A 22,138-nucleotide genomic window follows, 5' to 3' on the forward strand; every position below is an offset into this window, starting at 1 on the left:
TGCGTCGGGAAGGAGGGGCAAGTTGTGGAGCAGTTGTTGCGCTATGCGCGACGACTTGCAAGCTGTGCAACACAATGCTCGCCGGTGCTGCCCCGCGGTGTCAAGCATTCGCGTGTAAAAACTGCGTTCCGGATGTCGGTGGGCATAACCTCGGGGCATGAATGAATCCGAGGCGACGGCACCCGCGGCCCAGGGCGTGGAAGGGAAGGCGAAGACCGTGCACGCGGTGGAACGTGCCATCGACGTGCTCGAGATCGTCGCGGCGGAGGGCCGGGTCGGCGCCACGGAGATCGCCGTACGCCTCGGCGTGCACAAATCGACCGTTTCACGCCTGATCGCCTCGCTGCAGCAACGCGGATTCGTGGAGGAAGCGGGCGTGCGTGGCAAATACCAGCTCGGATTCGCAGTCGTGCGATTGGCCGAGGCCACGGTCGCGCAGAGCGGGCTCGTCGAGGTTGCGCAGCCCGAGTGCGACCGCCTGGCCGATGCGTTCGGCGAGACGGTCAACCTCGCGGTGCTGGACGGTGCGGCGACGCTCAACGTGCTCGAAGCTCGCAGCGATCGGCATGTCGCGCTCCGCACGTGGGTGGGTCAGGTCACGCCGGCGCATGCGACCGCGACCGGCAAGGTCCTGGTCTCGGAGATGACATCGGGCCAGCTCCGCAGCAGGCTGGGCCCGCAATTGAGCGCACTCACCCCCAATACGATCACCGACTTCCGTGCGTTCGACGTCGAGCTCGAACACGTGCGGTCCCGAGGCTGGGCGTCCACGGCCGAGGAGCTCGAAGCGGGGCTCAATTCCATCGCCGTTCCGGTGCGGAGCAAGGTCACCAACCGGATCGTCGCGTCGATCTGTGTGTCCGGCCCGGAGTACCGCCTGGCGCCCGATCAGTTCGAGGCGGTGGCGCTCGAAATCGCCGACGCGGTGGCGCGGATCGAAGCGCAGCAATCCGTCGGCGCGGGTGACTGACGACCCGGAAGTGGCTCTCCCTCAACGTAAGACGCACCGTTAGTCCGGTTTGCCCGGGTTTCGGCGCCGCGTGGTTAACGCGGTGTTTCGGCCGTGTCGCGTCTGCGAAAGAAGTGCCGAATGTGATGTTTGACACGTCTGCCGACGACAGTCTAAGTTGTCTAAATCGCATAGCGTTGCTGATGACGCAACAATGCTGACGCCGCGATGACTCGGCGGGAACAGCTGTCCGCTGTTCGAACGATCGTCGCGGATCGGGCATTCATGTCGTCACACCCGGCAACGACGCCCCTTGCGATCTGCGCCCCATTCGCACACAGACACCAGGTCACAGCCCCGACCGAACGCATCTTTCCCGTAACGAAAGAACGGTGACATCTATGTCCGCTCCGGACGTCCAAGCCCCCGCTCCCGCGCCCGCCCCGGCACTGATCCCCACTCTGGGGGGCCGCTACTACACCGACCCCGACATTTTCGTGAGCGAGCAGGAGAACGTCTTCGAGGCGATGTGGTTCTGCGCCGCCCGCACCGCCGACCTCGCCGACGCCGGTGCCTTCAAGAAGGTCACCGTCGGCCGGGAGAGCGTCCTCGTCGTCCGCGGCCGGGACGGCGCCCTCCGGGCGTTCCTCAACATCTGCCGGCACCGCGGCGCCATGCTCTGCACGGAGGACGAAGGCCAGGTCCGGCGGAACCTGCAGTGCCCGTACCACGCGTGGACGTACGGACTCGACGGCAAACTGGTCGCCGCGCCGAACATGGCCGCGCTGCGCGACGAGACCGGAGCCGACATCGATCGGGTGCGGTACGGACTGGTGCCGGTCGCGCTGCGCGAGTGGCTCGGCTACGCCTGGGTGTGTCTCGCGGACGAGCCGCCGTCGTTCGAGGACGAGGTCATCGGCTCCGTCACCGAACGGCTCGGCGATCCGGCCGCCATCGATCGGTACGAGATCGGAACCCTGGAACTCGGCCGCCGGATCACCTACGACGTCGCGGCCAACTGGAAGCTGATCATCGAGAACTTCATGGAGTGCTACCACTGCGCCACGATTCACCCCGAACTCACCGAGGTGCTACCGGAGTTCGCGGACGGCCTTGCCGCACAGTACTTCGTGGGGCACGGTGCCGCCTTCGGCGACGAGGTCGAGGGCTTCACCATCGACGGAAGCGGCGGGTTCGAGGCGTTGTCCGGCATCAGCGACGATCAGGACCGCAAGTACTACGCCATCACCGTCCGGCCACAGGTCTTCGTGAACCTCGTGCCCGACCACGTCATCTTCCACCGCATGTACCCCATGTCCGCGGACCGCACCATCGTCGAATGCGACTGGCTGTACGCGCCGGACGTCACGGCGTCGGGACGCGACGTCTCCCGCTCGGTCGAACTGTTCCACCGCGTCAACGAGCAGGACTTCGACGCCTGCGAGCGGACGCAGCCGACGATGTCGTCGAAGGCCTACCGCGACGGTGGTGTGCTGGTGCCCGCGGAGCATCACATCGGCGAATTCCACGACTGGTTACTGACCCGGCTGGGTGGGGACGCGAAATGACGTACGCCGGCGAGCAACCGAGGGTGATCGACCCTCCCGAAATGCAGGCGCCGGAACCGGAGCGCACGGCACCCGCCCACGCCGCGCCGCGGGGCGGCGTCGACAAGGTGGTGTTCGGCGCCGCGGCGGGAGTCGGGGTGGGCATCATCCTGTGGGGCCTGCTGGCGCCGGAGAACCTCGCGCTCGTGTCGAACGCGGCCCTCGGGTGGCTCGTCGCCGACATGGGGTGGTTGTTCATCACCGCGGCCACCGGGTTCGTCCTCTTCTCGCTATTCCTGGCGTTTTCCCGGTACGGCCGGATTCCGCTTGGCAAGGACGGCGAGAAGCCGGAGTTCCGGACGGTCAGCTGGATCGCGATGATGTTCAGTGCCGGCATGGGGATCGGGCTGATGTTTTACGGTGTCGCCGAACCCCTCGCGCACATGGTGAGCCCGCCTCCCGGGACCGATGGCAGCGCCGGGTCGGCGATGGCCACGACGATGTACCACTGGGGACTGCACCCGTGGGCGATCTACGCGGTGGTCGGATTGTCGATCGCCTACGGCTCCTATCGGCGGGGCCGTAAGCAACTCATCAGCTCCGCGTTCGTCCCGCTCCTCGGCCGTCGCGCGGAGGGGGCGGCGGGCAAGGTGATCGACGTGCTGGCGATCATCGCGACGATGTTCGGCACCGCCGCGTCGCTCGGCCTCGGTGCCCTCCAGATCGGGTCCGGGCTCGAGATCATCGGCTGGATGGGCGAGGTCGGCACGCTCGCCCTGGTAGCCCTCGTCGGATTGCTGACGTTCGCGTTCGTCGCCTCGGCGGTGTCCGGCGTGGCCCGCGGTATCCACTGGTTGTCCAACATCAACATGGTGCTGGCCATCGTGCTGGCGGTCTTCGTGTTCGTCCTCGGCCCCACGGTGCTGATCCTCAACCTGCTGCCCACCACCATCGCCGACTACAGCGCGCAACTCGCGACGATGTCGGGTCGCACCGCCGCGAGTGCGGGCGACGACACGGCGTCGTGGCTGTCGTCGTGGACGATCTTCTACTGGGCGTGGTGGGTGTCGTGGACCCCGTTCGTCGGCATGTTCCTGGCCCGGATCAGCCGTGGCCGCACCATCCGGCAGTTCGTCGTCGGTGTGATCGTCATTCCCACTTCGGTCAGCCTCGTGTGGTTCGCGGTGTTCGGAGGTTCCGCGATCGGGGTACAACGTGACGGCACCGATGTGGCGTCCCAGTCGTCGACCGAGGGACAGTTGTTCGGAATGCTCGACCATCTGCCGCTCGCCGGTGTCTCGACCGTGCTGGTCATGGTGCTGGTGGCCCTGTTCTTCGTTTCCGGCGCCGACGCGGCATCGCTCGTGATGGGCACCCTGTCGGAGCGGGGGACCCGGCACCCGAGCAAACGGATCGTCGTGTTCTGGGGCACGCTCACCGGCGGCACCGCGGCGCTCATCCTCTGGACCGGCGGCTCGGACGCCCTTCAGGGGCTGCAGACGATGACGATCATCGCGGCCGCGCCGTTCCTGCTGGTGATGATCGGACTGTGCGTCTCGCTGTACCGGGACGTCTCCCGTGATCCGCTCATCGTCGGTTCATCGAAAAATTCTGCACACGAAAGGGTTTCGGACACACTATGAAGATGTCGGCGCTATCCGCTGATCTCGACGTCCAGAAATTGTTCGGCACGGTGAATTTCATCGCGGGGGAGTGGGTGGCTGCCACATCGGGGCGCACCCGCGACTGCATCGACCCGGCAACCGGGAACGTGATCGCCACCGTGGACGAAGCGTCGCCCGAGGACGCCGGGCGAGCAGTACAGGCAGCTCGGGCGGCGTTCGATGCCGGGGACTGGCCCGAGACCCCGGTCGCCACGCGATCGTCGCTGCTGTCGCGTATCGCCGATCTCCTCGAGCGCGACAAGGAGGAATTGGCGCGAATCGAGACGGTCGACACCGGTAAGACGCTGGTGGAGAGTCGAATCGACATCGACGACGTCGTCTCGGTGTTCCGGTACTACGCCCGGCTGGCCCTCGTGTCGAGCGACCGCGTCGTCGACGTGGGTGACCCCGCCGTGATCTCCCGGGTCGTGCGCGAACCGATCGGGGTCTGCGTCCTGATCGCACCGTGGAACTACCCGCTGCTGCAGATCTCCTGGAAGGTGGCACCGGCGTTGGCGGCCGGCTGCACGATGGTGCTCAAGCCCAGTGAGGTCACGCCGCTGAGCACGATCGCGTTCACCCGGCTGATCGAGGAGGCCGGTGTGCCCGCCGGCGTGGTCAACCTCGTGCAGGGCAGCGGCGCCGACCTCGGCCCCGCGCTCACCGACACCGGCGACGTCGACTTCATCTCGTTCACCGGAGGACTCGCCACCGGCACCACCATCCTGGAAACGGCCGCGAAGCACGTCACGAAGGTCGCCGTGGAACTCGGCGGCAAGAATCCGCACCTCGTCTTCGCGGACGCCGACTGGGAGTCGTCCGTCGACCAGGTGCTCACCGGGGTCTTCCTGCATTCGGGTCAGGTGTGCTCGGCCGGGACGCGCCTGATCGTCGAGGAGTCGATCGCCGACGAGTTCGTCGCCGCCCTCGTCTCGCGCGCCGAGGCCATCCGTGTCGGCCCGGGACTCGACCCGGCCAGCGAGACCGGGCCGCTCGTGTCGACGGCGCAGCGCGACAAGATCGAAGCCTATGTGGCACTGGGCATCGCCGAGGGAGCGACGCTCCGGACGGGCGGTTCGCGGCCCGCCGATCCCGCGCTGGACGGCGGCAGCTACTACCTGCCCACCATCTTCGACCACTGCGACCGCACGATGCGGATCGTGCAGGAGGAGACGTTCGGGCCCATCCTCACCGTCGAGCGATTCACCACCGAGGAGGACGCGGTCCGGCTCGGCAACGACACCGAGTACGGCCTCGCCGCGGGGGTCCGGACGACGGACGCCGCCCGCGGCGAACGGGTGGTGCGCCGGCTGCGCCACGGAACGGTGTGGCTCAACGACTTCGGCTACTACACGCCGGCGGCGGAGTGGGGCGGATTCAAGAAGTCCGGCAACGGACGCGAACTCGGACCCGCCGGGCTCTCCGAATACCAGGAAGTCAAACACATCTGGAACAACACGACCTCACCTCTCGCGGGATGGTTCACCGCGACCTGACGTGCACTCGGCAGGGCGCGCGAGCAGACCCCCTCGACTTCTCAGGAAGTGATCGAATGACCAGACCCGACAACATGACCGGCGACCAGGACAGTGGACTGGAGGATTTCGGATACAAGGAGTCCCTGGATCGCAGTATCGGCAAGTTCGCGAGTTTCGCCGCGGGCGTCAGCTACATTTCCATCCTGACCGGCACTTTCCAATTGTTCTACTTCGGTTTCGGCTCCGCGGGCCCCGCCTACCTGTGGTCGTGGCCGCTGGTGTTTCTCGGCCAGCTCTCGGTGGCACTCTGTTTCATGGAGCTCGCCGCCAAGTACCCGATCGCCGGCTCCGTGTACAACTGGGCGAAAACGCTCGGCAGCCGGGTGGTGGGGTGGTCGGCGGGCTGGCTGATGCTCACGGCGTCGATCGTCACCCTGTCGGCCGTTGTGCTGGCGCTGCAGCTCAATCTGCCGCGGCTGTGGAGCGGCTTCCAGATCGTCGGCGACGGCACCGGGGAACACGACTTCGCCACCAACGCCGTCATCCTCGGAACCGTGATGATCGGCTTCACCACCGTCGTCAACGCGCTCGGTGTTCGTCTCATGGCGATGATCAACAGCGCCGGTGTGTTCATCGAACTCATCGCCGCGGTGCTGATCGCGATCATCCTCGCCGCCAACATGACCCGCGGCCCGGAGGTGTTCTTCTCCACCCACGGCTACGGCGCCGGTGAAAGCGGAGGCTACCTCGGTGCGTTCCTGGTGGCCACGCTCGCGTCGGGCTACGTGATGTACGGCTTCGACACCGCGAGCTCGCTGGGCGAGGAGACGGTGGAACCCCGCCGCACCGCCCCCAAGGCGATCCTCCGTGCGATCCTCGCCTCGTTCGTGATCGGCGGCGCGATCCTGGTGTTCGCCGTGATGGCGGCGCCCGACCTGGGCGATCCGAAGATCGGCGCGTCCGACGGCAGCCTGCAGTACATCGTGGAGCAGGTGATGTGGGGGCCGCTGGGCACCATCTTCCTGATCTGCATCGTGATCGCGGTGACGGTGTGCTCGCTGGCGGTGCACACCGCAGCCATCCGGCTGACCTTCGCCATGGCTCGTGACAACGCACTCCCGTTCGGGGAGCGGCTCGCCCGCGTTCACCCGAAGACGCGGACACCCGTCGTGCCCGCGGTGACGATCGGAGTGGTGGCCGCGCTGATCCTGGTGGTCAACATCGGTCAACCGCACATCTTCACCGTGCTGACCTCGATCGCGATCATCATGATCTATCTGGCCTACCTGATGGTCACCGGCCCGATGCTGAAGCGGAGACTGCGCGGCCAGTGGCCGCCGCGGGACCTGAAGGAGGGCGGCTACTTCACGATGGGCAGGTGGGGTCTGCCCGTCAACATCGTCGCCGTGGTGTGGGGAATCGGTATGGCCGTCAACCTCGCCTGGCCGCGCGAAGCCGTCTACGGGGAGCCTTGGTACAACACGTGGGGCGCCTTCGTCTACATCGGCGTCATCCTCGGGCTCGGACTGCTGTGGTACCTCACCACCGGCAGGCACCACATCGGGACCTTGACGTCACACTCCGCGGCCGCGGCACCGGCCGCACCGCAATCCGAACCGATCGACAAGGAGCTTGCTCGATGACCGAAAGTGAACCGCGGAGCACTGCACTGGAATTCGATTACGTGATCGCGGGTGGCGGCAGCGCGGGGTGCGTCCTCGCGGCCCGCCTGAGTGAGGATCCGTCGGTGACGGTGTGCCTGCTGGAGGCCGGCCCGTCGGACGTCGGTGACCGCAACATTCTCGAACTGTCCCAGTGGATGCACCTGCTCGATTCCGGGTACGACTGGGACTACCCGGTCGAGCCGCAGGAGCGGGGCAACAGCTTCATGCGGCACGCACGGGCCAAGGTCCTCGGCGGGTGCTCGTCGCACAATTCGTGTATTGCGTTCTGGCCGCCGGCCGAGGTGCTCGACGACTGGGAGGCGATGGGTGCGTCGGGGTGGGGTGCGCGCGACATCCTGCCGTACGTCGGCCGGTTGGAGAACAACGACGCCCCCGGCGACGGCCACGGTCGCAGCGGTCCGGTGCGGCTGCGCGACGTCCCGCCGAACGATCCGTGCGGCCACGCGGTCCTGGACGCCGCCGCCGCGGTCGGGTTGCCGACGGTCGCGTTCAACCGCGGCGGAACGGTGCTGAACGGGGCGGGGTGGTTCCAGATCAACGCGTCCGAGGACGGCACCCGGATGTCGTCGTCGCACGCCTACCTGCACCCGATCCTCGGGTCCCGCCCCAACCTGGAGGTCCGGACCGGCTGCTGGGTCAGCGAGATCCTGTTCGACGAGCAGCAGACGGCGACGGGCGTGCGCTACCAGCGCCCCGACCTCACCGGGTACGACACGGTGTCCGCGCGACGCGAGGTGATCGTCACCGCGGGCGCCATCGACACCCCGAAGTTGCTGATGCTCTCCGGTATCGGTCCGGCGGGGCATCTCGCGGAGTTCGGCATTCCCGTCCGCGTCGATTCGCCCGGTGTCGGGCAGAACCTCGACGACCACGTCGAGGGTCTCGTCTTCTGGGAGGCGTCCCGGCCGATGGTGACCGAGTCGACGCAGTGGTGGGAGATCGGACTGTTCGCCACCACCGAGGAGGGGCTGAACCATCCGGACCTGATGATGCATTACGGCAGCGTGCCGTTCGACATGAACACCCTCCGGTGGGGGTACCCCACCACGGACAACGGATTCTGTTTGACGCCCAACGTCACGCAGGGCCGTTCACGTGGCACGGTGCGGCTGCGCTCGCGCGACTTCCGCGACCGCGCGAAGGTCGATCCCCGGTACTTCACCGACAGTGAGGGCCACGACGACCGGGTGATGCTGTCCGGGGTGAAGCTGGCCCGCACCATTGCCGAGCAGAAGGCGCTGCGCGGGTGGATCGCCCGCGAACTGGCGCCGGGACCGGATGCGGTGACCGACGACGAGATCCTCGACTACATCCACAAGACCCACAACACGGTGTATCACCCGGCGGGCACGGCTCGGATGGGTCGTGTCGACGATCCGATGGCGGTGCTCGATCCGGAACTGCGGGTCAAGGGGGTGCGGGGACTGCGGGTGGTGGACGCGTCCGCGATGCCGAAACTGCCGCATGTCAACCCGAACATCACGGTCATGACGATGGCCGAGCGCTGCGCGGACCTGCTGCGCGGTCGCGTGGGGGCCGGGCTGCAGCCGGCGGTGGCTACGCTGTCCGAGGTCTGATCCGGGCATCGACCGCCCCGGCGATCCTCCGCCAGATCTCGCTCGCGGGATCGATGACGGCGAAGTGATCGCCGGGGCCCTCGATCAGGGTGACGTCGTCGCGGGTCTCCGCTGCGGTCGCCTGGTATTCCCTGCTCATCTCCACGAGGTCCGGCTCGTCGCCCACGGCGCACGCGACGAGTTGCGGGACACCGAGCGGCAGCCGATGGAGCGGCGACGACCGCTCGTACGTCGCCCGATCTTCCGCCCAACGGACGCCGACGGCGTTCGCGACCGCACCCTCGCCGAGCCGGCGTTCGTCGGCGAGCCGCAGATTCAGCACCCCGGCGAGGCTGACCGCCAGCGCGGGACGTACCGCCGCCCGGTCGGCGACAGCGTCGGCGGCGGCGCGCAGGGCGAGCTGACCGCCGGCCGAGTGGCCGAGGATCACGACGCGCCCCGGATCACCCTCCGGGACGGACCCGGCGGCTTGCAGGGCGGCGGCGACGTCGGACGTCATCGCTGCCCATCTATCTTCGGTGGGGCGCCGGTACTCGACGTTCCACGTCACGTACCCGCGGGCTGTCAGGTCCACCGCCAGACCGTCCATCAGGTCGAATTCCCAACGGGGACGCCAATATCCGCCGTGGATCAGCACGGCGACGGGGAACGGTCCGGTGCCGTCCGGGACCCGGAGTTCGGCGCGCTGGTCGGGGTCGTCGCCGTAGCGGACGATCGTCCCGGGGTGGAAACGGTGGTGGTACCAGCTGTCGACGGCGAACCGCAGTCCGTCGAGTCCCCGCCCGCGGATGTGGGCCCGGATGCCGTCGGAGCGGTCCGGCTCGCAGTCCCCGAAATCGACGCGGATCGCCCCGCAGGCCGGTGCGGTGAACGACGCTCCGGCGCCGCGCACGACGACGAACTCTCCCCGGCCCGCCGCCGTCCGCACGGCGCGCTGCAGATCCGCGGTGTCCGCGGCGAACGTCACCTCGCCAGTGAGGCCGCGGGCACCCAGCGCCCGGCCGAGGAGTTCCGCGGCGGTTCCCCTGTGCGCGACGGTCCCGGGTGCGAAGACGACGTCGAGTCGGCGAGCAGATTCGGTCACCGGGTCACCGTACGTACCCGTGAGGACATCTGGCGAGGGCACGGTGGGTGGTACTGGCGATCCCTGGGTAGCGGGCGGCAACAGGTTTAGCGTGGAGAGCTATGGAACTTGGACTGCACATCGCCGACTTCACCTTTCCCGCCGGACCGTCGATCCTCTCGGACGACCTGCGCCGCATTGCCGTCACCGCAGAGGACGCGGGTTTCTCCAAGCTCAGCGTCATGGACCATCTCTGGCAGATCGAACCGGTAGGACCGATCGACACCGAGATGCTCGAGGCGTACACCACCCTCGGGTTCCTCGCTGCCGTCACTGAGAAGGTGGACCTGCTGGCCTGGGTCACCGCCACCGTCTATCGCGAGCCTGGCCTCCTCGCCAAGGCCGTGAGCACGCTCGACGTCCTGTCCAAGGGTCGCGCGTACCTCGGAATCGGCGCCGCCTGGAACGAGGACGAGAGTGTCGGACTCGGCCTCCACTTCCCGCCGACGGCCGAACGCTTCGAGCGACTCGAGGAGACACTGCAGATCTGCCTGCAGATGTGGAGCGAGAACGACGGACCGTTCGAAGGCAAGCACTACCGGCTCGGCCGCACCATGAACGTGCCGCAGCCGCTACGGCGCCCACACCCGCCCATCCTCATCGGCGGCGGGGGTGAGAAGAAGACGCTTCGGATGGTCGCGCAGTACGCGCAGGCCTGCAACTTGTTCGGTGGACCCGAGGTCGCCCACAAGCTGGAAGTGCTGAGGGATCATTGCACCGCACTCGATACCGACTACGACGCCATCGAGAAGACCGTGATGTTCCCGCTCGACCCTGGTGCGGACGGGCAGAACGTGGACACCTTGCTCGGTCAACTCGAGGGCCTGTCGAAGCTGGGCATCACCCACGTTCACGGATGGGTGCCGCAGGTCGCGTCGATCACGCCGCTCGAGATCCTGGGCGAACGCGTCGTCCCGGTGATCGAGGACTGGTGAATCGCGTTCGCCGACACTGACCGGACTGTCTCCCGAACGAGACGTGGCCCCCTCTACCGCCCGGAGTCAACCGTTGCTGCGGCGGAGGACAGCTCGCGCTTGAGGAGCTTCCCGGTGGCTGTCATCGGCAGTACCGTGACGAATTCGACGGAGCGAGGGTACTTGTAGGCGGCGATTCGTTCCTTGCACCAGGTGATCAGTTCCGGTTCGGAAATCTGCGCGCCGGGTTCGGGGATGACGAACGCCTTGATCTCCTCGCCGTGCTGTTCGTGTGGGACACCGATGACTGCGGCGAGTGAGACCGCCGGGTGGGTGATGAGCATTTCTTCGATCTCGCGGGGGTACACGTTGAACCCTCCGCGGACGATCATGTCTTTGGCGCGGTCGACGATGAAGTAGAAACCGTCTGCGTCGCGGCGGGCGAGATCGCCCGTGCGGAACCACCCGTGGTGCATGGCTTCGTCCGTCGCGTCCGGGCGATCGTAGTAGCCCTTCATGACGTTGTGGCCGCGGATCGCGATCTCGCCGACCGTGTCGGCGCCTTCGACGGTATTCCAGTCGGGGTCGATCAGGCGCACCTGTACGCCCCAGATCGGGACGCCGATCGAGCCGGCCCGCGGCGCCTGCTCCGGATCGCTGAACAGCGCGATGGGCGAGGTTTCCGACAGCCCGTAGGCCTCGAGAATCTGGACGCCGAATCGTGTTGCGAAACGCTCGAGGATTTCCACCGGCAGTGGTGCGCCCCCGGAGATCGCCTTGCGGAGGTTGGCGGCGATGCGGTCGACGTCGACCGCATCGTCGACCGCCCCGAGCAGCCCCCAGTACATCGTCGGCACACCCGCGAACATCGTGATCGACTCGCGTTCCATGATCTCCAGTGCCGCACCGGCCTCGAAGCGCGGCAGCAACACCAGCGTTGCGCCTACCGAGAACCCGGCGTTCATGTTGACCGTCTGCCCGAACGAATGGAACAGCGGGAGAGTCGCCAGATGGGTGTCCGGCCGACTCGGGGAGTTGTCGAACAACCTGTTGGATGCGATGGCGTTCATCGTCATGTTCGAATGGGTCAACTCGGCGCCCTTCGGCCGGCCGGTCGTTCCGCTCGTGTAGAGGATGACGGCGGTGTCGGTGGCCTCCCGCGCCACCGACTCGAACGCCGTGGACTGGGCGGGAAGCACGGCCGACAGGTGTGTGATCCCCTCGACGTGGGTGTCGTCGTCCGTGCCGATCACGAACATCGTGTGGCACGAGGGCACCTCACCGAACGCCGCCCGTCCATACGTGCCGATCGGCAGATCCGCCCCGCCCTCGAAGCAGAAGTAGGCGGTGGCTCCACAGTCCTGCAGGTGGTAGGCGATCTCACCGGACTTCAACAGGATGTTGAGCGGCACGACCACGGCACCCGCCTTGAGGATGCCGTAGTAGACGATCGGAAACCAGGGCAGGTTGGGGCAGGACATCGCCACCCGGTCGCCGGGCGTGATCCCGGATGCGACGAGGAGGTTCGCGATCTGGTTCGAGAGGGAGTCGGTCTCGGCGTACGTAAGCCGCTCCTCTCCCAGGACCAGAGCGTCGCGACTCGGGTACTTGCGGGCCGAGTCTTCGAGGAACATGGACAGGTTGAGCATCAGTTTCCCTCAGTGCCGTTGGAGTGTAGGTGGATTCGCGGCGATCACGGTGCCGTCGCGTAGTTGGTCTGCCGTACTTCCGCGAGGCGTTCGAAGAACCCGAGCAGTGACGGGTCGTCGATGCCGTCGGGATTGACCACGTCCTCGACGCGGGCGCCCTGGAGCACCCGCTTGAGTGGCACCTCGATCTTCTTTCCGGTCCGGGTGTGTGGAATACCCGTGACCTCCAGCACGTCGTCGGGAACATGCCGTGGCGATACGTGATCGCGAATCGTCGAGCAGATCTTTCCGATCAGGATCTCGTCGAGGGTGTGCCCCGCGTGGAGGACGACGAAGAGCGGCATCCAGTACGAGCCGTCGGCTTCTTCGACACCGACGACCAGGGCTTCCGAAATTTCGGGGAGCGCTTCGACAGCGGAGTAGATGTCCGCGCTTCCCATCCGGACACCGTTGCGGTTGAGGGTCGAGTCCGACCGCCCGTGCACTGCGACGGTTCCGTCTTCGTAGATGGTGGCCCAGTCGCCTTGTCGCCAGACGCCGGGGTAGGTGTCGAAGTAGGCATCGTGGTATTTCGCTCCGTCGGGGTCGTTCCACAGGGCGACGGGCATATTCGGAAGGGGCCTGGTGACGACGAGATCACCGACGGTCCCGCGAACCGGGTTGCCGTTCATGTCCCACGTTTCGACGGCGACGCCGAGGCATCGCCCGGAGATCCGGCCGACACGGACCGGACGGGTCGGAACGGCGCCGACGAGGGCGCCGGCGATATCGGTGCCGCCGCTCATCGACCACAGAGGAATGTCGCCGACCTCGTCGTGCGCCCACCGGTACAGGTGCTCACTCAAAGGGGCTCCGGTGCAGCCGATTGCGCGTAGTCGCGACAGCGGGTGCTCGGCCTTCGGATGTACGTCGGCGTCGGCACACGTCTGAAGGTAGCCGGGGCTGGTGCCGAGAAAGGTGGCGCCGGTGTCGGCGACGAGCTTCCACAGCGAGTCCGTGCAGGGGTAGGTCGGTGCGCCGTTGTAGCACACGATCGACGCCCCCGAGAGCAGGACGGCGACCTGCATGTTCCACATCATCCAGCTCGTCGAGGTGTACCAGAGCACGCGGTCGTCCGGCGTGAGGTTCCAGTGCAGTCCCATTTGTTTGACGGTTTCGATCATGATGCCGCCGTGCCCGTGCACCAGCCCCTTCGGTCGACCTGTCGTTCCGGAGGAGAACAGCACCCACAGCGGGTGGTCGAAGTCGACGTCGGTGAAACCGGAGCGGGCTTCTCGACGTGCGATCGCCGCATCCCAGTCGTGCCATGCCTGCACAGTGCCGTCGAGTCGGGTACGTGCCGACGTGTTGTCGGTGGAGGTGCGCTGCACGACAATCACATCCGTCACGGACGGAAGCCCGGCCGCGATCTGTCCGACCGCGTCGATGCGCGAATGCTGACGGCCGGCATAGATGTATCCATCCGCGGCGATCAGGACCTTCGGCGACAGTTGCGAGAACCGGTCGACGACAGCATCCGGTGCGTAGTCCTGCCCGACCGATGCCCAGGTTGCGCCGAGCGTCGCCGCGGCAAGGAAGGCGATGACGGATTCTGCGGTGTTGGGCAGGTACCCCACGACCACATCTCCGCTGCCGACCGCGAGGGCTTCGAGCTCGGCCGCCAGCGTGAGCACCTGCTCACGTAGTTCCGACCTGGTCAGTGTCCGGACAACACCCGATTCTTCCGCGGCCACGATTGCGACGGCGTCCGGGTCGCCCCGGTCGAGCAGGACCCGCGCAAAGTTGATCCGTGCACCCGGGAACCAGCGGGTGCCGGGCATCTGATCGTCGAGTAGAACTGCGTCGTAGTCACTTTCACTGTCGATTCCGAAGAAGTCCCACACCGACGACCAGAATCCCTCGAGATCGGTGACGGACCACTGCCAGAGCTCCTCGTAGTCGTCGACCTCGACACCCCGAGCGTCGCGAACATACTCGACGAACCTGGTGAGAGTGGTATCGGCGCGCTCGGCCGAGTCGGGGCTCCACAGGATTCCACCTGGTGAATCAGCGGACTGCATGGATGTCCTTTCCGGATGAGGTCGTCTCATCGTTGTGTCCTGCGGGTGCTACGAGCCGACGGTCGCCGCAGCAGCTGTGAGTTCTTCGATCAATTCGACGGCGGCGGGCCACTCGCCGTATCCCGACGCGGGGTTGAGGTGCCCGACCTCGCCCAGGTTCACCAGCCGGCTACCCCAGGCATCGGCGAGTCGGGCCACGGCCGCGTAACTCGCGAGGGGGTCGTTGGTGCCGGCGGCGACGATGCTCGGGAAGGGAAGTGGTCCGCGGGGTACCGGGGTCCAGCCCAGTTCCGTGAGAGCCTGAGGGGACAGATTGCCGGCGGGCAGGGGAGCCTCGAGGTCGGGTGGCGCGGCGAGCAGTGCGCCCGCGATGCGATCGGTGCCGGGGTGACGTTGCGCCCAGTGGGCCGTGATCACCACACCGGCGCTGTGTGCCACGAGGAGCGCGCGGCCGGGTACGGCCGCCAAGGTCTCGTCGAGTGCTGCCATCCGGTCGTCCAGGCTGGCATTGCTGTCGCTGCTGACCGGGACGGTGAGGGTGCCGGCGATTGTGGTGGCGAGGATCGTCTGCCAGTGTTCTTCGACGTGTCCGCGAAGTCCGGGGACGATCACGATCGTCGGTCCACTCTCGTTCGTCGTCATGTGGTCGCACTCCGGTCGTTGGTCGAGTTCTGTGTCAGCTCGCTGAGGTTCTTCAATCCTGCTGCGTAGTAGCGGTTTCCGATGACGAGCGCGAGAGCCGCGAGTACGGATGCGACGGGAACGACGTGCAGTGCTCCGTTGAGTCCGACACGGTCGGCCAGGGCCCCGACAACCACTGGGGCGGGAGCCAGTCCGATCAGGCTGTTGGCGAGGGTCACGGTTCCGATCGCAGAGGCCCGGATGGATGCGTGGGTGAGGTTCGCGACGAGTGCGCCTGCGGGTCCGGAGACACCTCCGGCGAAGAACGCCCCGCCGCCCAGGAAGATCAGTTGCAGCGTGCCCGGTTCGAGACTGAATGCGGTGAAGAGGAGAACCGCGGAGGCCAGGCAGAAGCCGATCGAGGACGTCCACCTCTTGCTGTGATCGAGACGGCTCACGCTGTCGGAGATCATCCCGCAGCCGACCATGCCGATGCCGATCAGCAGGACGAAGACAGCGGCGAGCAGGGCCGCCCGGTCGGGAGCGAGGTCGTAGTACCGGTTGACGTAGCTCGGCAGCCACGTCAGCAACGCTCCGGCCACGAACAGTTGCAGGCCGCTACCGAGATAGGTGCTGATGACGGCGACGCCCTTGAACAGGCTCGACAACGGCGCGCGACCGCCGTCCGCAGCACTCGGTGTCTGAACGTCGTCCGGGTGCCGGTACAGGGCGATGCGGCTCTCGTTGACCAAGGTCCGGAATGCGACGACGAGGACGAATCCGATGATCGCCATCGCCCCGAAAGCCCAACGCCATCCGAAGTTGACGGCGATGACACCGCCGAGCGACACACCGACGACAGATCCGAACATTGCGCCCGACATGAATGCCCCGGTCAGCGAAGCCCGCCGCTCTGGTGCGAACAGACCCACGATGACCGCGGCGCCGATGCTGCCGTAGGCAGCCTCACCGACCCCGACGAAGAAGCGGCCGACCAGCATTTCGCCGTAGCTGTCTGCGAACGCGCAGAACAGGGTGGCCGCACTCCACAATGCCGCCGAGGCAACCAGCATTCGGACGCGACCCCACCGGTCCGCCGCAACCGACAGCGGAAAGATCAGCACGCCGACCATCAACGCGACGATTCCGGTGAGGGAGCCGAGATGTGCATCGGACAGATCCCACTCCGCCTTGAGGATCGGGAACACGGCGCTGACCACTTGCCGCGACATGTAGTCGGACAGCATCAGGGCAAAGATCAGCGAGAAGACGACCCAGGGATAGAGGCCGGACGACCGGCTGGGTCGAGCCAGATCGACGGTCTTGTCGTCATCGGCGACGGAAAGGCCCATGCGTGGTTCTCCTCGATATTTGGACCGATTGGGATATTTGGACCGATTGGATAGCGGTGCTCATTCAGGTGTGGGTGGGGACGGCTCTGTGCCGTCGTCCGGTGGAACTCGAGGTACCGAGGATGTGCGGACCACCGGTTCAACAGCCCCGGGCGGCGCGAGATGGGGTGCTCGCGCCGCCCAGGTGTGCCCTGCTGTGTGGGTCAGGCGTGTCCGGTGAAACCGACCTGGCCGGGCTTGCGGTTCGGCGCGTAGCCGAGCTTGGCGAGGGTCTCGTCCGCGTCGCGGTACGTTTCGCCGATCTTGTAGATGTCGCGGGCTTCCTTGCCGGTGGCGACCTCGCGTCCGAGTTCGTTCGCGATCCGCACGAGCTGCCTGACCTGCGCGGCCGAGGTCAGCTTCTCGCCCTTGCGACCCCACAGGGTGTCCTCGTTACCGCAGCGGGTGTGCAGGCCCATCGCGATCGCCATCGCGTTGACCGGCAACACCGACCGCATGAGGGTTTCGAGGGTCAGGCACGCGCCGTCCGGGACCCGTTGGACGAAGTTCGTGATGTTGTACGGGTTCGGGCCCTCCTGCCCGCCACCGATCGCCACCCAGGTCAGGTTCAGCGGACCGGTGTAGACGCCGCGGCGGATCAGCCGCTCCACCGTTTCCAACTGCGCGAGCGAACCGAGCTGGAACTGCGGCTGGATCCCGGCGGCCTGCAGCCGGCGCAGGTGCTCCTCGACCCATTCCGGGCCGGCCGGGACCGTCATCTCCCGGTACGCCTTGGCGAGCTCGGGACGCTCCATCGACGTGCCCGCGAGGTCGTCGGCGGTCATCAGCTCCATGAGATTCATCTGGCTGGTGTTGATCGCGATCGTCACCTGATCCGGCTTCGGATCGAGCTCGGCGAGCATGTGCCGGGTGTCGTCCGACAGCCAATTCGCGTCGGCGCCGTCACCCTCAGGCGAGAACGAGATCGATCCTCCGACCTGCAGGATCATGTCCGGTACGGCCTCACGCAGACCCGCGAGGAGCTCGTTGAACTTCGACAGCCGCTTGGAGCCCTTGCCGTCGAGTTCGCGGACGTGGATGTGCAGGACCGTCGCGCCGGCCTCGTAGCAGTCGACCGCCTGCTGGATGTGCTCCTCCATCGTCAGGGGGAGGTCTTCGCGGAAGTCGTCCGGCTCCCACTCGGGCCCGTAGGGGGCCACCGTGATGACCAGCTTCTCCTGGGTCTCCGGGAACAGGGAATCGTCGTGGAAATGCATTGCGTAACTCCGTTTCTCGATATCGGGTGTGATGTGTAGGTGCCGGCTCAGAAGGGGCGGTCGCCGACGATCCCGGCGCGTTCCATCTTGCGGACGGCGGGCCAGTAGTCCTGGACGGCGTAGTGCTGGGTGGATCGGTTGTCCCAGATGGCGACGCTGTTCGGGGTCCACCGCCACCGCACCTGGTATTCGGGGATCGAGGCCTGGCTGATCAGGTAGTTGAGCAGGTTGCTGCTGCCTGGGGCGTAGTCGATGCCGCAGCGGATGTTGTCCGGCGTGTGGTAATTGGTGAAATGGGTGGTGAAGCAGTTGACGAACAGGATCTTCTCGCCGGTTTCGGGGTGGGTGCGGACCACGGGGTGTTCGGGGTCGGGGAACCGCTCCTTGAGTTCGAGTCGCTGTTCGAGCGGCATCCGGGCGCCGAAGGTCGCCTCGATGCTGTGGCGGGCGCGGAGGCCGTCGATCTGTTCCTTGACGCGTTCGGGCAGCCGCTCGTAGGCGAGGGCCATGTTCACCCAGATCGTGTCGCCGCCGACCTCGGGGCCGTCGATATTCCGCAGGATGGCTCCCATAGGCGGGTTGTCACGCCAGGTGGCGTCGCAGTGGTAGGCGTTCTCGTAGTGCTCCGCGGGGCTGTCGAGGTCCTTGTAGATCCGGACCAGACCTGCGTATTCGGGGTCGCTGCCGACGACCGGATGGTCCTCGAGCGAGCCGAACCGCTTCGCCAGCGCGACGTGCTCGGCCCGGCTCATGTCCTGATCGCGGAAGAACAGCACCTTGTGCTCGAGCAGCAGCGACTTCAGTTCGGCGAACAACCCGTCGTCACGCGACACCGCGGCAAGGTCGACACCGTGGAGTTCGGCGCCGATGCTGCAGGTCAACGGCCGCGCATCCATCGGGGTCACGGTCGCCGGTCGGCTGGGCGCGAAGTCAACGGTGGTCATGACACTCTCCTGTGCAAGCTGGAATATTGGGTGCAGCGCCGTCACTCGCGCGCTCGAAGCGCGCGCCGGCCAGGCGACGCAGGGATGTTCGGGTTCAGAAGGAGAACACCGACGAGCCGATGGACTTGCCCGCCTCGAGGTCGCGGTGCGCCTGCTCGGCTTCCTCGAGCGCGTAGTGCTGGTTGATCTCGACCTTGATCCGGCCGGCTTCGACGTGCCCGAACAGCTCACCGGCGAGCTCGGCGCGTTCGAAGGGGTCGGCGATGTAGTCCGCGAGTGCAGGACGCGTGAGGAACAGCGATCCCTTCAGCGCCAACTTCATCGGGTCGACGGGTGGGACCGGCCCGGAGGCGGTCCCGAATGCCACGAGGAGACCCCTCCGTGCGAGGGAATCCAGTGAGGCCTCGAAGGTCGTTGCCCCGATGCTGTCGAACACGACGGGGACGCCGACGCCGCCGGTGATCTCGCGGACCCGTTCGGCCACGTTCTCCCGCTTGTAGACGATGACGTGCTCGCAGCCGTGGGCCTTCGCGACCGCCGCCTTCTCCTCGGACGAGACGGTGCCGATCACGTTGATACCCAGCAGCTTTGCCCACTGGGTGAAGATGAGTCCGACGCCGCCCGCGGCGGCGTGCAGCAGCACGGTGTCGCCTGCCTCGAGGGGGTGGATTCGACGCAGCAGGTAGGACGCGGTCAGGCCCCGCATCGTCATCGCCGCGGCGGTCTCGAATTCGATGCCCTCGGGCAGCTTGATCAGGTGCTCGGCCGGCATCACACGGTCGGTGCTGTACGCGCCCAGGGGGCTTCCGGTGTACGTGACCCGGTCGCCCTCCATGAAGTCGGACACTCCGGCGCCCACGGCCTCGATGACGCCGGCCGCCTCGACGCCGATGCCCGCCGGGAGTGCGGCGGGGTACAGACCGGTCCGGAAATAGATTTCCGCGAAGTTGAGGCCCACGGCCTCGTGACGAATCCGAACCTCCCCGGGGCCCGGATCGCCCACCTCGACGGACTCCCACTTCAGAACTTCGGGTCCACCGGTCTCGTAGAAGCGAATTGCCTTCGCCATAATCCTGACTCCTCACTCGATCCACGCACCGAGGTGCGGGTTGACATGCAGGTCGGCGTACACACTCGCTCGAACAAACATTTGCCGCGAAGCCAACGTGTGATGCCGACAACACAAAGTTATCGGTAAGATTGCCATCACACTTACCCTCACGTGGCATTCGACTTACCATTTGGAGGCACATCTTGGACACCCGTCCACTCGCGCGTTACGCGGCGCTGCACGGCTACATCGAACTCGGAGAGTCGCTGGGGATCGATTCGGTCGGGCTCCTGCGTGCCGCCGGCCTCGACCCGGCAGGCATGGATGTCCAGGACCGATGGGTGCCTGCCGCGGCCATCTCTCGCGTGCTCGAGTCGTCGGCCGAGGCCGCCGGGCGGGAGGATTTCGCGCTACTCCTTGCGCAACACCGCCGGTTCTCCAACCTCGGCCCGCTCAGCGTGAGCGTCAGGGAGGCCCCGGATGCACGAAGCGCATTCGAAACGCTCATCCGCTACCAGCACATGTACAACGAGGCCCTGCGTACTCGCCTGTCGGAGCGACGAGATCTGACGACACTCATCGTCGACTACGACACGAAGGCAGACGTGGGAACCCGGCAAGCCCTCGAGCTGGCGACAGCGGTGGGCTACCAACTGCTGCGAACCATCCTCGGAGATGCGTGGCGCCCCGTCGCCGTCTGCTTCCAGCACGGACCACCCAGTGATACCGGTACCCACCGGAAGGTCTTCGACGCGGACGTCCGGTTCAATCAGCACTTCACTGGAATGGTCATCACCACAAGTGATCTCAGAAAGCCGAACCGCATGTCGGATCCGATGCTTCGGGCGTACACCCGAACGCTGCTCGAATCCGTCGAAACCGCGGGCCCACCAACCGTCCTGACGCGAGTCCGCGAACTCATCGAACTGTTGCTGCCCACGGGGCGATGCTCCCTGGACCAGGTGTCACGCAGCCTCGGTGTCGATCGAAAGACGGTGCACCGCCACCTCGCCCAATACGGCGAGACGTTCACCTCCGTGCTGAACTCGACGAGAGTCGGACTCGCGGAACGCCTGGTCGCCGACAATCGCTACTCGTTGACCGAGATCGCCGAGATGCTCGCCTTCTCCACCCCCAACAGCTTCTCCCGCTGGTTCCGGCAGAATTTCGGCGTCAGCCCCCGCGCCTGGAGAGCTTCGGCGCAGGCGGGGGTGGACGCATCCCGGCTGCGCTCCACGCCCTCGGACCGTGCCCGAACTCGCCCCGAAACCACCGGGAAAACGAACTGAGGGAGGAGAACCCGAGTTCCTCGGCGACCCATGTCAGTGAATGCTCTCGGTTTCTCACATAGCATTCCGCCAATTCCACGCGAACGGAATTTCGAATCCCGGCAAAGGTCTCGTTCGAATGGGCAAGGCGTCGCTGCAGCGTCCTTTGGTCCAGGCTGAGGCTCTGCGCCACATAATTGATCGAACATCGACCGGTCGGCAGCAGTGTTTCGATGGCCTTTCTCACCTGCCCTGTGATGGTCGGATGCGAACGGCGGGAGATGGATTCGAGATATTGCTGAGCGTAGGGCCGCAGCGACGGGTCGGACATCGGGTTCTCGGCATCCAGTTGATCGGAGTAGAGAACGATCCCGTTGAACGTGTGATTGAAAACGACAGAATCGCCCAGGACTCGCTGGTGCACCTCGAGGCCGGACGGAGAGTCATGTGTGAAGCAGACCGATACCGGCTGCCAGTCGGGTTTCAGAAAATTTCGAAGTATCTGTACGAGCACCGCAACGGCGAGTTCAGTGCTCTGACGTCCCAGCGCAATTTCGGTACCGGCGACTCGGACGGTAGCCAGGCCGTGTGCTTCGACCAGCCTGCTGTGCACTGCCTCGTTGTGCAGGTCCCCGTGGAGCAGTAGTACGGACACAGCGCTCCGAACGTCCGGCTCCTCCTGGGCGACCAGGCTGAGGGCTCCGAAATGGGACAATTGCCGCGTCTCCGCAAGTCTGAGTCCGAAGCTCTCGCATGCAGCGGCGGCCGCGGAAGCCTCGAGAAGGTGGTCGACGGCCACCGCGGAAATCCAGCCGTCCGGATTCACCAGCGCCAACGGGTCGAGGCCTGCCGATCGGATCAAGGCCAGCGGATCCACCCCGAGCGACCTCGCCAGACCCACATACCCACTCAGCGCAGCGTTACGCACTCTGTGTCCGGCCACGTCATCCACCTGTCGTTTCAGTCATTGATTGACAACTAATTTGACGTCTGAGGTCAA

Annotated in this window: 17 protein-coding genes; 8 read left to right on the forward strand and 9 right to left on the reverse strand. The window is 66.3% G+C overall.

Going from position 1 to position 22,138, the window contains the following annotated elements; genetic code table 11:
- Positions 1–157 precede the first annotated feature (157 nt).
- The 6 genes from JWS13_RS36560 (at position 158) to JWS13_RS36585 (ending at position 8,900) form a co-directional block, all read left to right on the forward strand.
- Complete coding sequence (locus JWS13_RS36560) at positions 158–970, forward strand: IclR family transcriptional regulator (protein WP_206010210.1); 813 nt, start codon at positions 158–160, stop codon at positions 968–970.
- 380 nt (positions 971–1,350) lie between these two features.
- Positions 1,351–2,517: an aromatic ring-hydroxylating oxygenase subunit alpha gene (locus tag JWS13_RS36565; RefSeq protein ID WP_206010211.1), complete on the forward strand. Its 1,167-nt coding sequence runs from the start codon at positions 1,351–1,353 to the stop codon at positions 2,515–2,517.
- Positions 2,518–2,558: 41 nt separating this feature from the next.
- Positions 2,559–4,139, forward strand: a complete 1,581-nt coding sequence (locus JWS13_RS36570; RefSeq protein WP_241032619.1) for a BCCT family transporter — start codon at positions 2,559–2,561, stop codon at positions 4,137–4,139.
- Positions 4,136–5,656 carry an aldehyde dehydrogenase family protein gene (locus JWS13_RS36575; protein ID WP_206010213.1) on the forward strand — a complete coding sequence of 507 codons (1,521 nt, stop codon included), beginning with the start codon at positions 4,136–4,138 and terminating at the stop codon, positions 5,654–5,656. The genes JWS13_RS36570 and JWS13_RS36575 overlap by 4 nt, the downstream gene beginning before the upstream one ends.
- Before the next feature lie 56 nt (positions 5,657–5,712).
- A complete protein-coding gene (locus JWS13_RS36580) occupies positions 5,713–7,281 on the forward strand; it encodes an APC family permease (protein WP_206010214.1) in 1,569 nt (522 codons plus the stop codon).
- Entirely contained in the window at positions 7,278–8,900 is a 1,623-nt protein-coding gene (locus JWS13_RS36585; RefSeq protein WP_206010215.1) for a GMC family oxidoreductase, read from the forward strand. The genes JWS13_RS36580 and JWS13_RS36585 overlap by 4 nt, the downstream gene beginning before the upstream one ends.
- On the opposite strand, the gene JWS13_RS36590 is transcribed toward JWS13_RS36585, so the two are convergent.
- Positions 8,881–9,984 carry an alpha/beta hydrolase family protein gene (locus JWS13_RS36590; protein ID WP_206010216.1) on the reverse strand — a complete coding sequence of 368 codons (1,104 nt, stop codon included), beginning with the start codon at positions 9,982–9,984 and terminating at the stop codon, positions 8,881–8,883. The genes JWS13_RS36585 and JWS13_RS36590 overlap by 20 nt on opposite strands.
- A 101-nt stretch (positions 9,985–10,085) precedes the next feature.
- Between JWS13_RS36590 and JWS13_RS36595 the strand changes: the two genes are divergently transcribed.
- Entirely contained in the window at positions 10,086–10,958 is an 873-nt protein-coding gene (locus JWS13_RS36595; RefSeq protein WP_206010217.1) for an LLM class F420-dependent oxidoreductase, read from the forward strand.
- 53 nt (positions 10,959–11,011) lie between these two features.
- Here JWS13_RS36595 and JWS13_RS36600 read toward each other — a convergent pair whose 3' ends face one another.
- The 7 genes from JWS13_RS36600 to JWS13_RS36630 form a co-directional block, all read right to left on the reverse strand.
- Complete coding sequence (locus JWS13_RS36600) at positions 11,012–12,586, reverse strand: long-chain-fatty-acid--CoA ligase (protein ID WP_206010218.1); 1,575 nt, start codon at positions 12,584–12,586, stop codon at positions 11,012–11,014.
- Positions 12,587–12,630: 44 nt separating this feature from the next.
- Positions 12,631–14,646: an acetoacetate--CoA ligase gene (locus JWS13_RS36605; RefSeq protein ID WP_206010219.1), complete on the reverse strand. Its 2,016-nt coding sequence runs from the start codon at positions 14,644–14,646 to the stop codon at positions 12,631–12,633.
- Positions 14,647–14,694: 48 nt separating this feature from the next.
- Complete coding sequence (locus JWS13_RS36610; protein ID WP_206010220.1) at positions 14,695–15,288, reverse strand: RBBP9/YdeN family alpha/beta hydrolase; 594 nt, start codon at positions 15,286–15,288, stop codon at positions 14,695–14,697.
- Positions 15,285–16,619 carry an MFS transporter gene (locus JWS13_RS36615; RefSeq protein WP_206010221.1) on the reverse strand — a complete coding sequence of 445 codons (1,335 nt, stop codon included), beginning with the start codon at positions 16,617–16,619 and terminating at the stop codon, positions 15,285–15,287. Before JWS13_RS36615 ends, JWS13_RS36610 begins: the two co-directional genes overlap by 4 nt.
- A 203-nt stretch (positions 16,620–16,822) precedes the next feature.
- Positions 16,823–17,875, reverse strand: coding sequence for a beta-keto acid cleavage family enzyme (locus tag JWS13_RS36620; RefSeq protein ID WP_206010222.1), 1,053 nt, complete (start codon positions 17,873–17,875; stop codon positions 16,823–16,825).
- A gap of 47 nt (positions 17,876–17,922) precedes the next feature.
- Positions 17,923–18,819 (reverse strand): TauD/TfdA dioxygenase family protein, encoded by an 897-nt coding sequence (locus JWS13_RS36625; protein WP_420855034.1) that lies wholly within the window; start codon positions 18,817–18,819, stop codon positions 17,923–17,925.
- 94 nt (positions 18,820–18,913) lie between these two features.
- On the reverse strand, positions 18,914–19,888 hold the full coding sequence (locus JWS13_RS36630) for a quinone oxidoreductase family protein (protein WP_087562071.1): 975 nt from the start codon (positions 19,886–19,888) through the stop codon (positions 18,914–18,916).
- 185 nt (positions 19,889–20,073) lie between these two features.
- Here JWS13_RS36630 and JWS13_RS36635 point away from each other — a divergent pair, with 185 nt between their 5' ends.
- On the forward strand, positions 20,074–21,159 hold the full coding sequence (locus JWS13_RS36635) for an AraC family transcriptional regulator (protein ID WP_206010223.1): 1,086 nt from the start codon (positions 20,074–20,076) through the stop codon (positions 21,157–21,159).
- Here the strand turns inward: JWS13_RS36635 and JWS13_RS36640 are convergent.
- The gene (locus tag JWS13_RS36640) at positions 21,044–22,015 is read right to left on the reverse strand and encodes an AraC family transcriptional regulator ligand-binding domain-containing protein (protein ID WP_241032466.1); all 972 of its coding nucleotides are present in this window, start codon (positions 22,013–22,015) and stop codon (positions 21,044–21,046) included. The two genes, JWS13_RS36635 and JWS13_RS36640, sit on opposite strands and share 116 nt — an antisense overlap.
- Positions 22,016–22,138 lie beyond the last annotated feature (123 nt).

Source organism: Rhodococcus pseudokoreensis, assembly GCF_017068395.1.
GTDB classification, from domain to species: Bacteria; Actinomycetota; Actinomycetes; order Mycobacteriales; family Mycobacteriaceae; genus Rhodococcus_F; species Rhodococcus_F pseudokoreensis.

What these genes read in the sequence shown, in the direction of transcription:
- JWS13_RS36560 (WP_206010210.1), top strand. Translation starts at nt 158, where the DNA reads ATGAATGAATCCGAGGCGACGGCACCCGCGGCCCAGGGCGTGGAAGGG.
- JWS13_RS36565 (WP_206010211.1), top strand. Translation starts at nt 1,351, where the DNA reads ATGTCCGCTCCGGACGTCCAAGCCCCCGCTCCCGCGCCCGCCCCGGCA.
- JWS13_RS36570 (WP_241032619.1), top strand. Translation starts at nt 2,559, where the DNA reads ATGCAGGCGCCGGAACCGGAGCGCACGGCACCCGCCCACGCCGCGCCG.
- JWS13_RS36575 (WP_206010213.1), top strand. Translation starts at nt 4,136, where the DNA reads ATGAAGATGTCGGCGCTATCCGCTGATCTCGACGTCCAGAAATTGTTC.
- JWS13_RS36580 (WP_206010214.1), top strand. Translation starts at nt 5,713, where the DNA reads ATGACCAGACCCGACAACATGACCGGCGACCAGGACAGTGGACTGGAG.
- JWS13_RS36585 (WP_206010215.1), top strand. Translation starts at nt 7,278, where the DNA reads ATGACCGAAAGTGAACCGCGGAGCACTGCACTGGAATTCGATTACGTG.
- JWS13_RS36595 (WP_206010217.1), top strand. Translation starts at nt 10,086, where the DNA reads ATGGAACTTGGACTGCACATCGCCGACTTCACCTTTCCCGCCGGACCG.
- JWS13_RS36600 (WP_206010218.1), bottom strand. Translation starts at nt 12,586, where the DNA reads ATGCTCAACCTGTCCATGTTCCTCGAAGACTCGGCCCGCAAGTACCCG.
- JWS13_RS36605 (WP_206010219.1), bottom strand. Translation starts at nt 14,646, where the DNA reads ATGCAGTCCGCTGATTCACCAGGTGGAATCCTGTGGAGCCCCGACTCG.
- JWS13_RS36610 (WP_206010220.1), bottom strand. Translation starts at nt 15,288, where the DNA reads ATGACGACGAACGAGAGTGGACCGACGATCGTGATCGTCCCCGGACTT.
- JWS13_RS36615 (WP_206010221.1), bottom strand. Translation starts at nt 16,619, where the DNA reads ATGGGCCTTTCCGTCGCCGATGACGACAAGACCGTCGATCTGGCTCGA.
- JWS13_RS36620 (WP_206010222.1), bottom strand. Translation starts at nt 17,875, where the DNA reads ATGCATTTCCACGACGATTCCCTGTTCCCGGAGACCCAGGAGAAGCTG.
- JWS13_RS36625 (WP_420855034.1), bottom strand. Translation starts at nt 18,819, where the DNA reads ATGACCACCGTTGACTTCGCGCCCAGCCGACCGGCGACCGTGACCCCG.
- JWS13_RS36630 (WP_087562071.1), bottom strand. Translation starts at nt 19,888, where the DNA reads ATGGCGAAGGCAATTCGCTTCTACGAGACCGGTGGACCCGAAGTTCTG.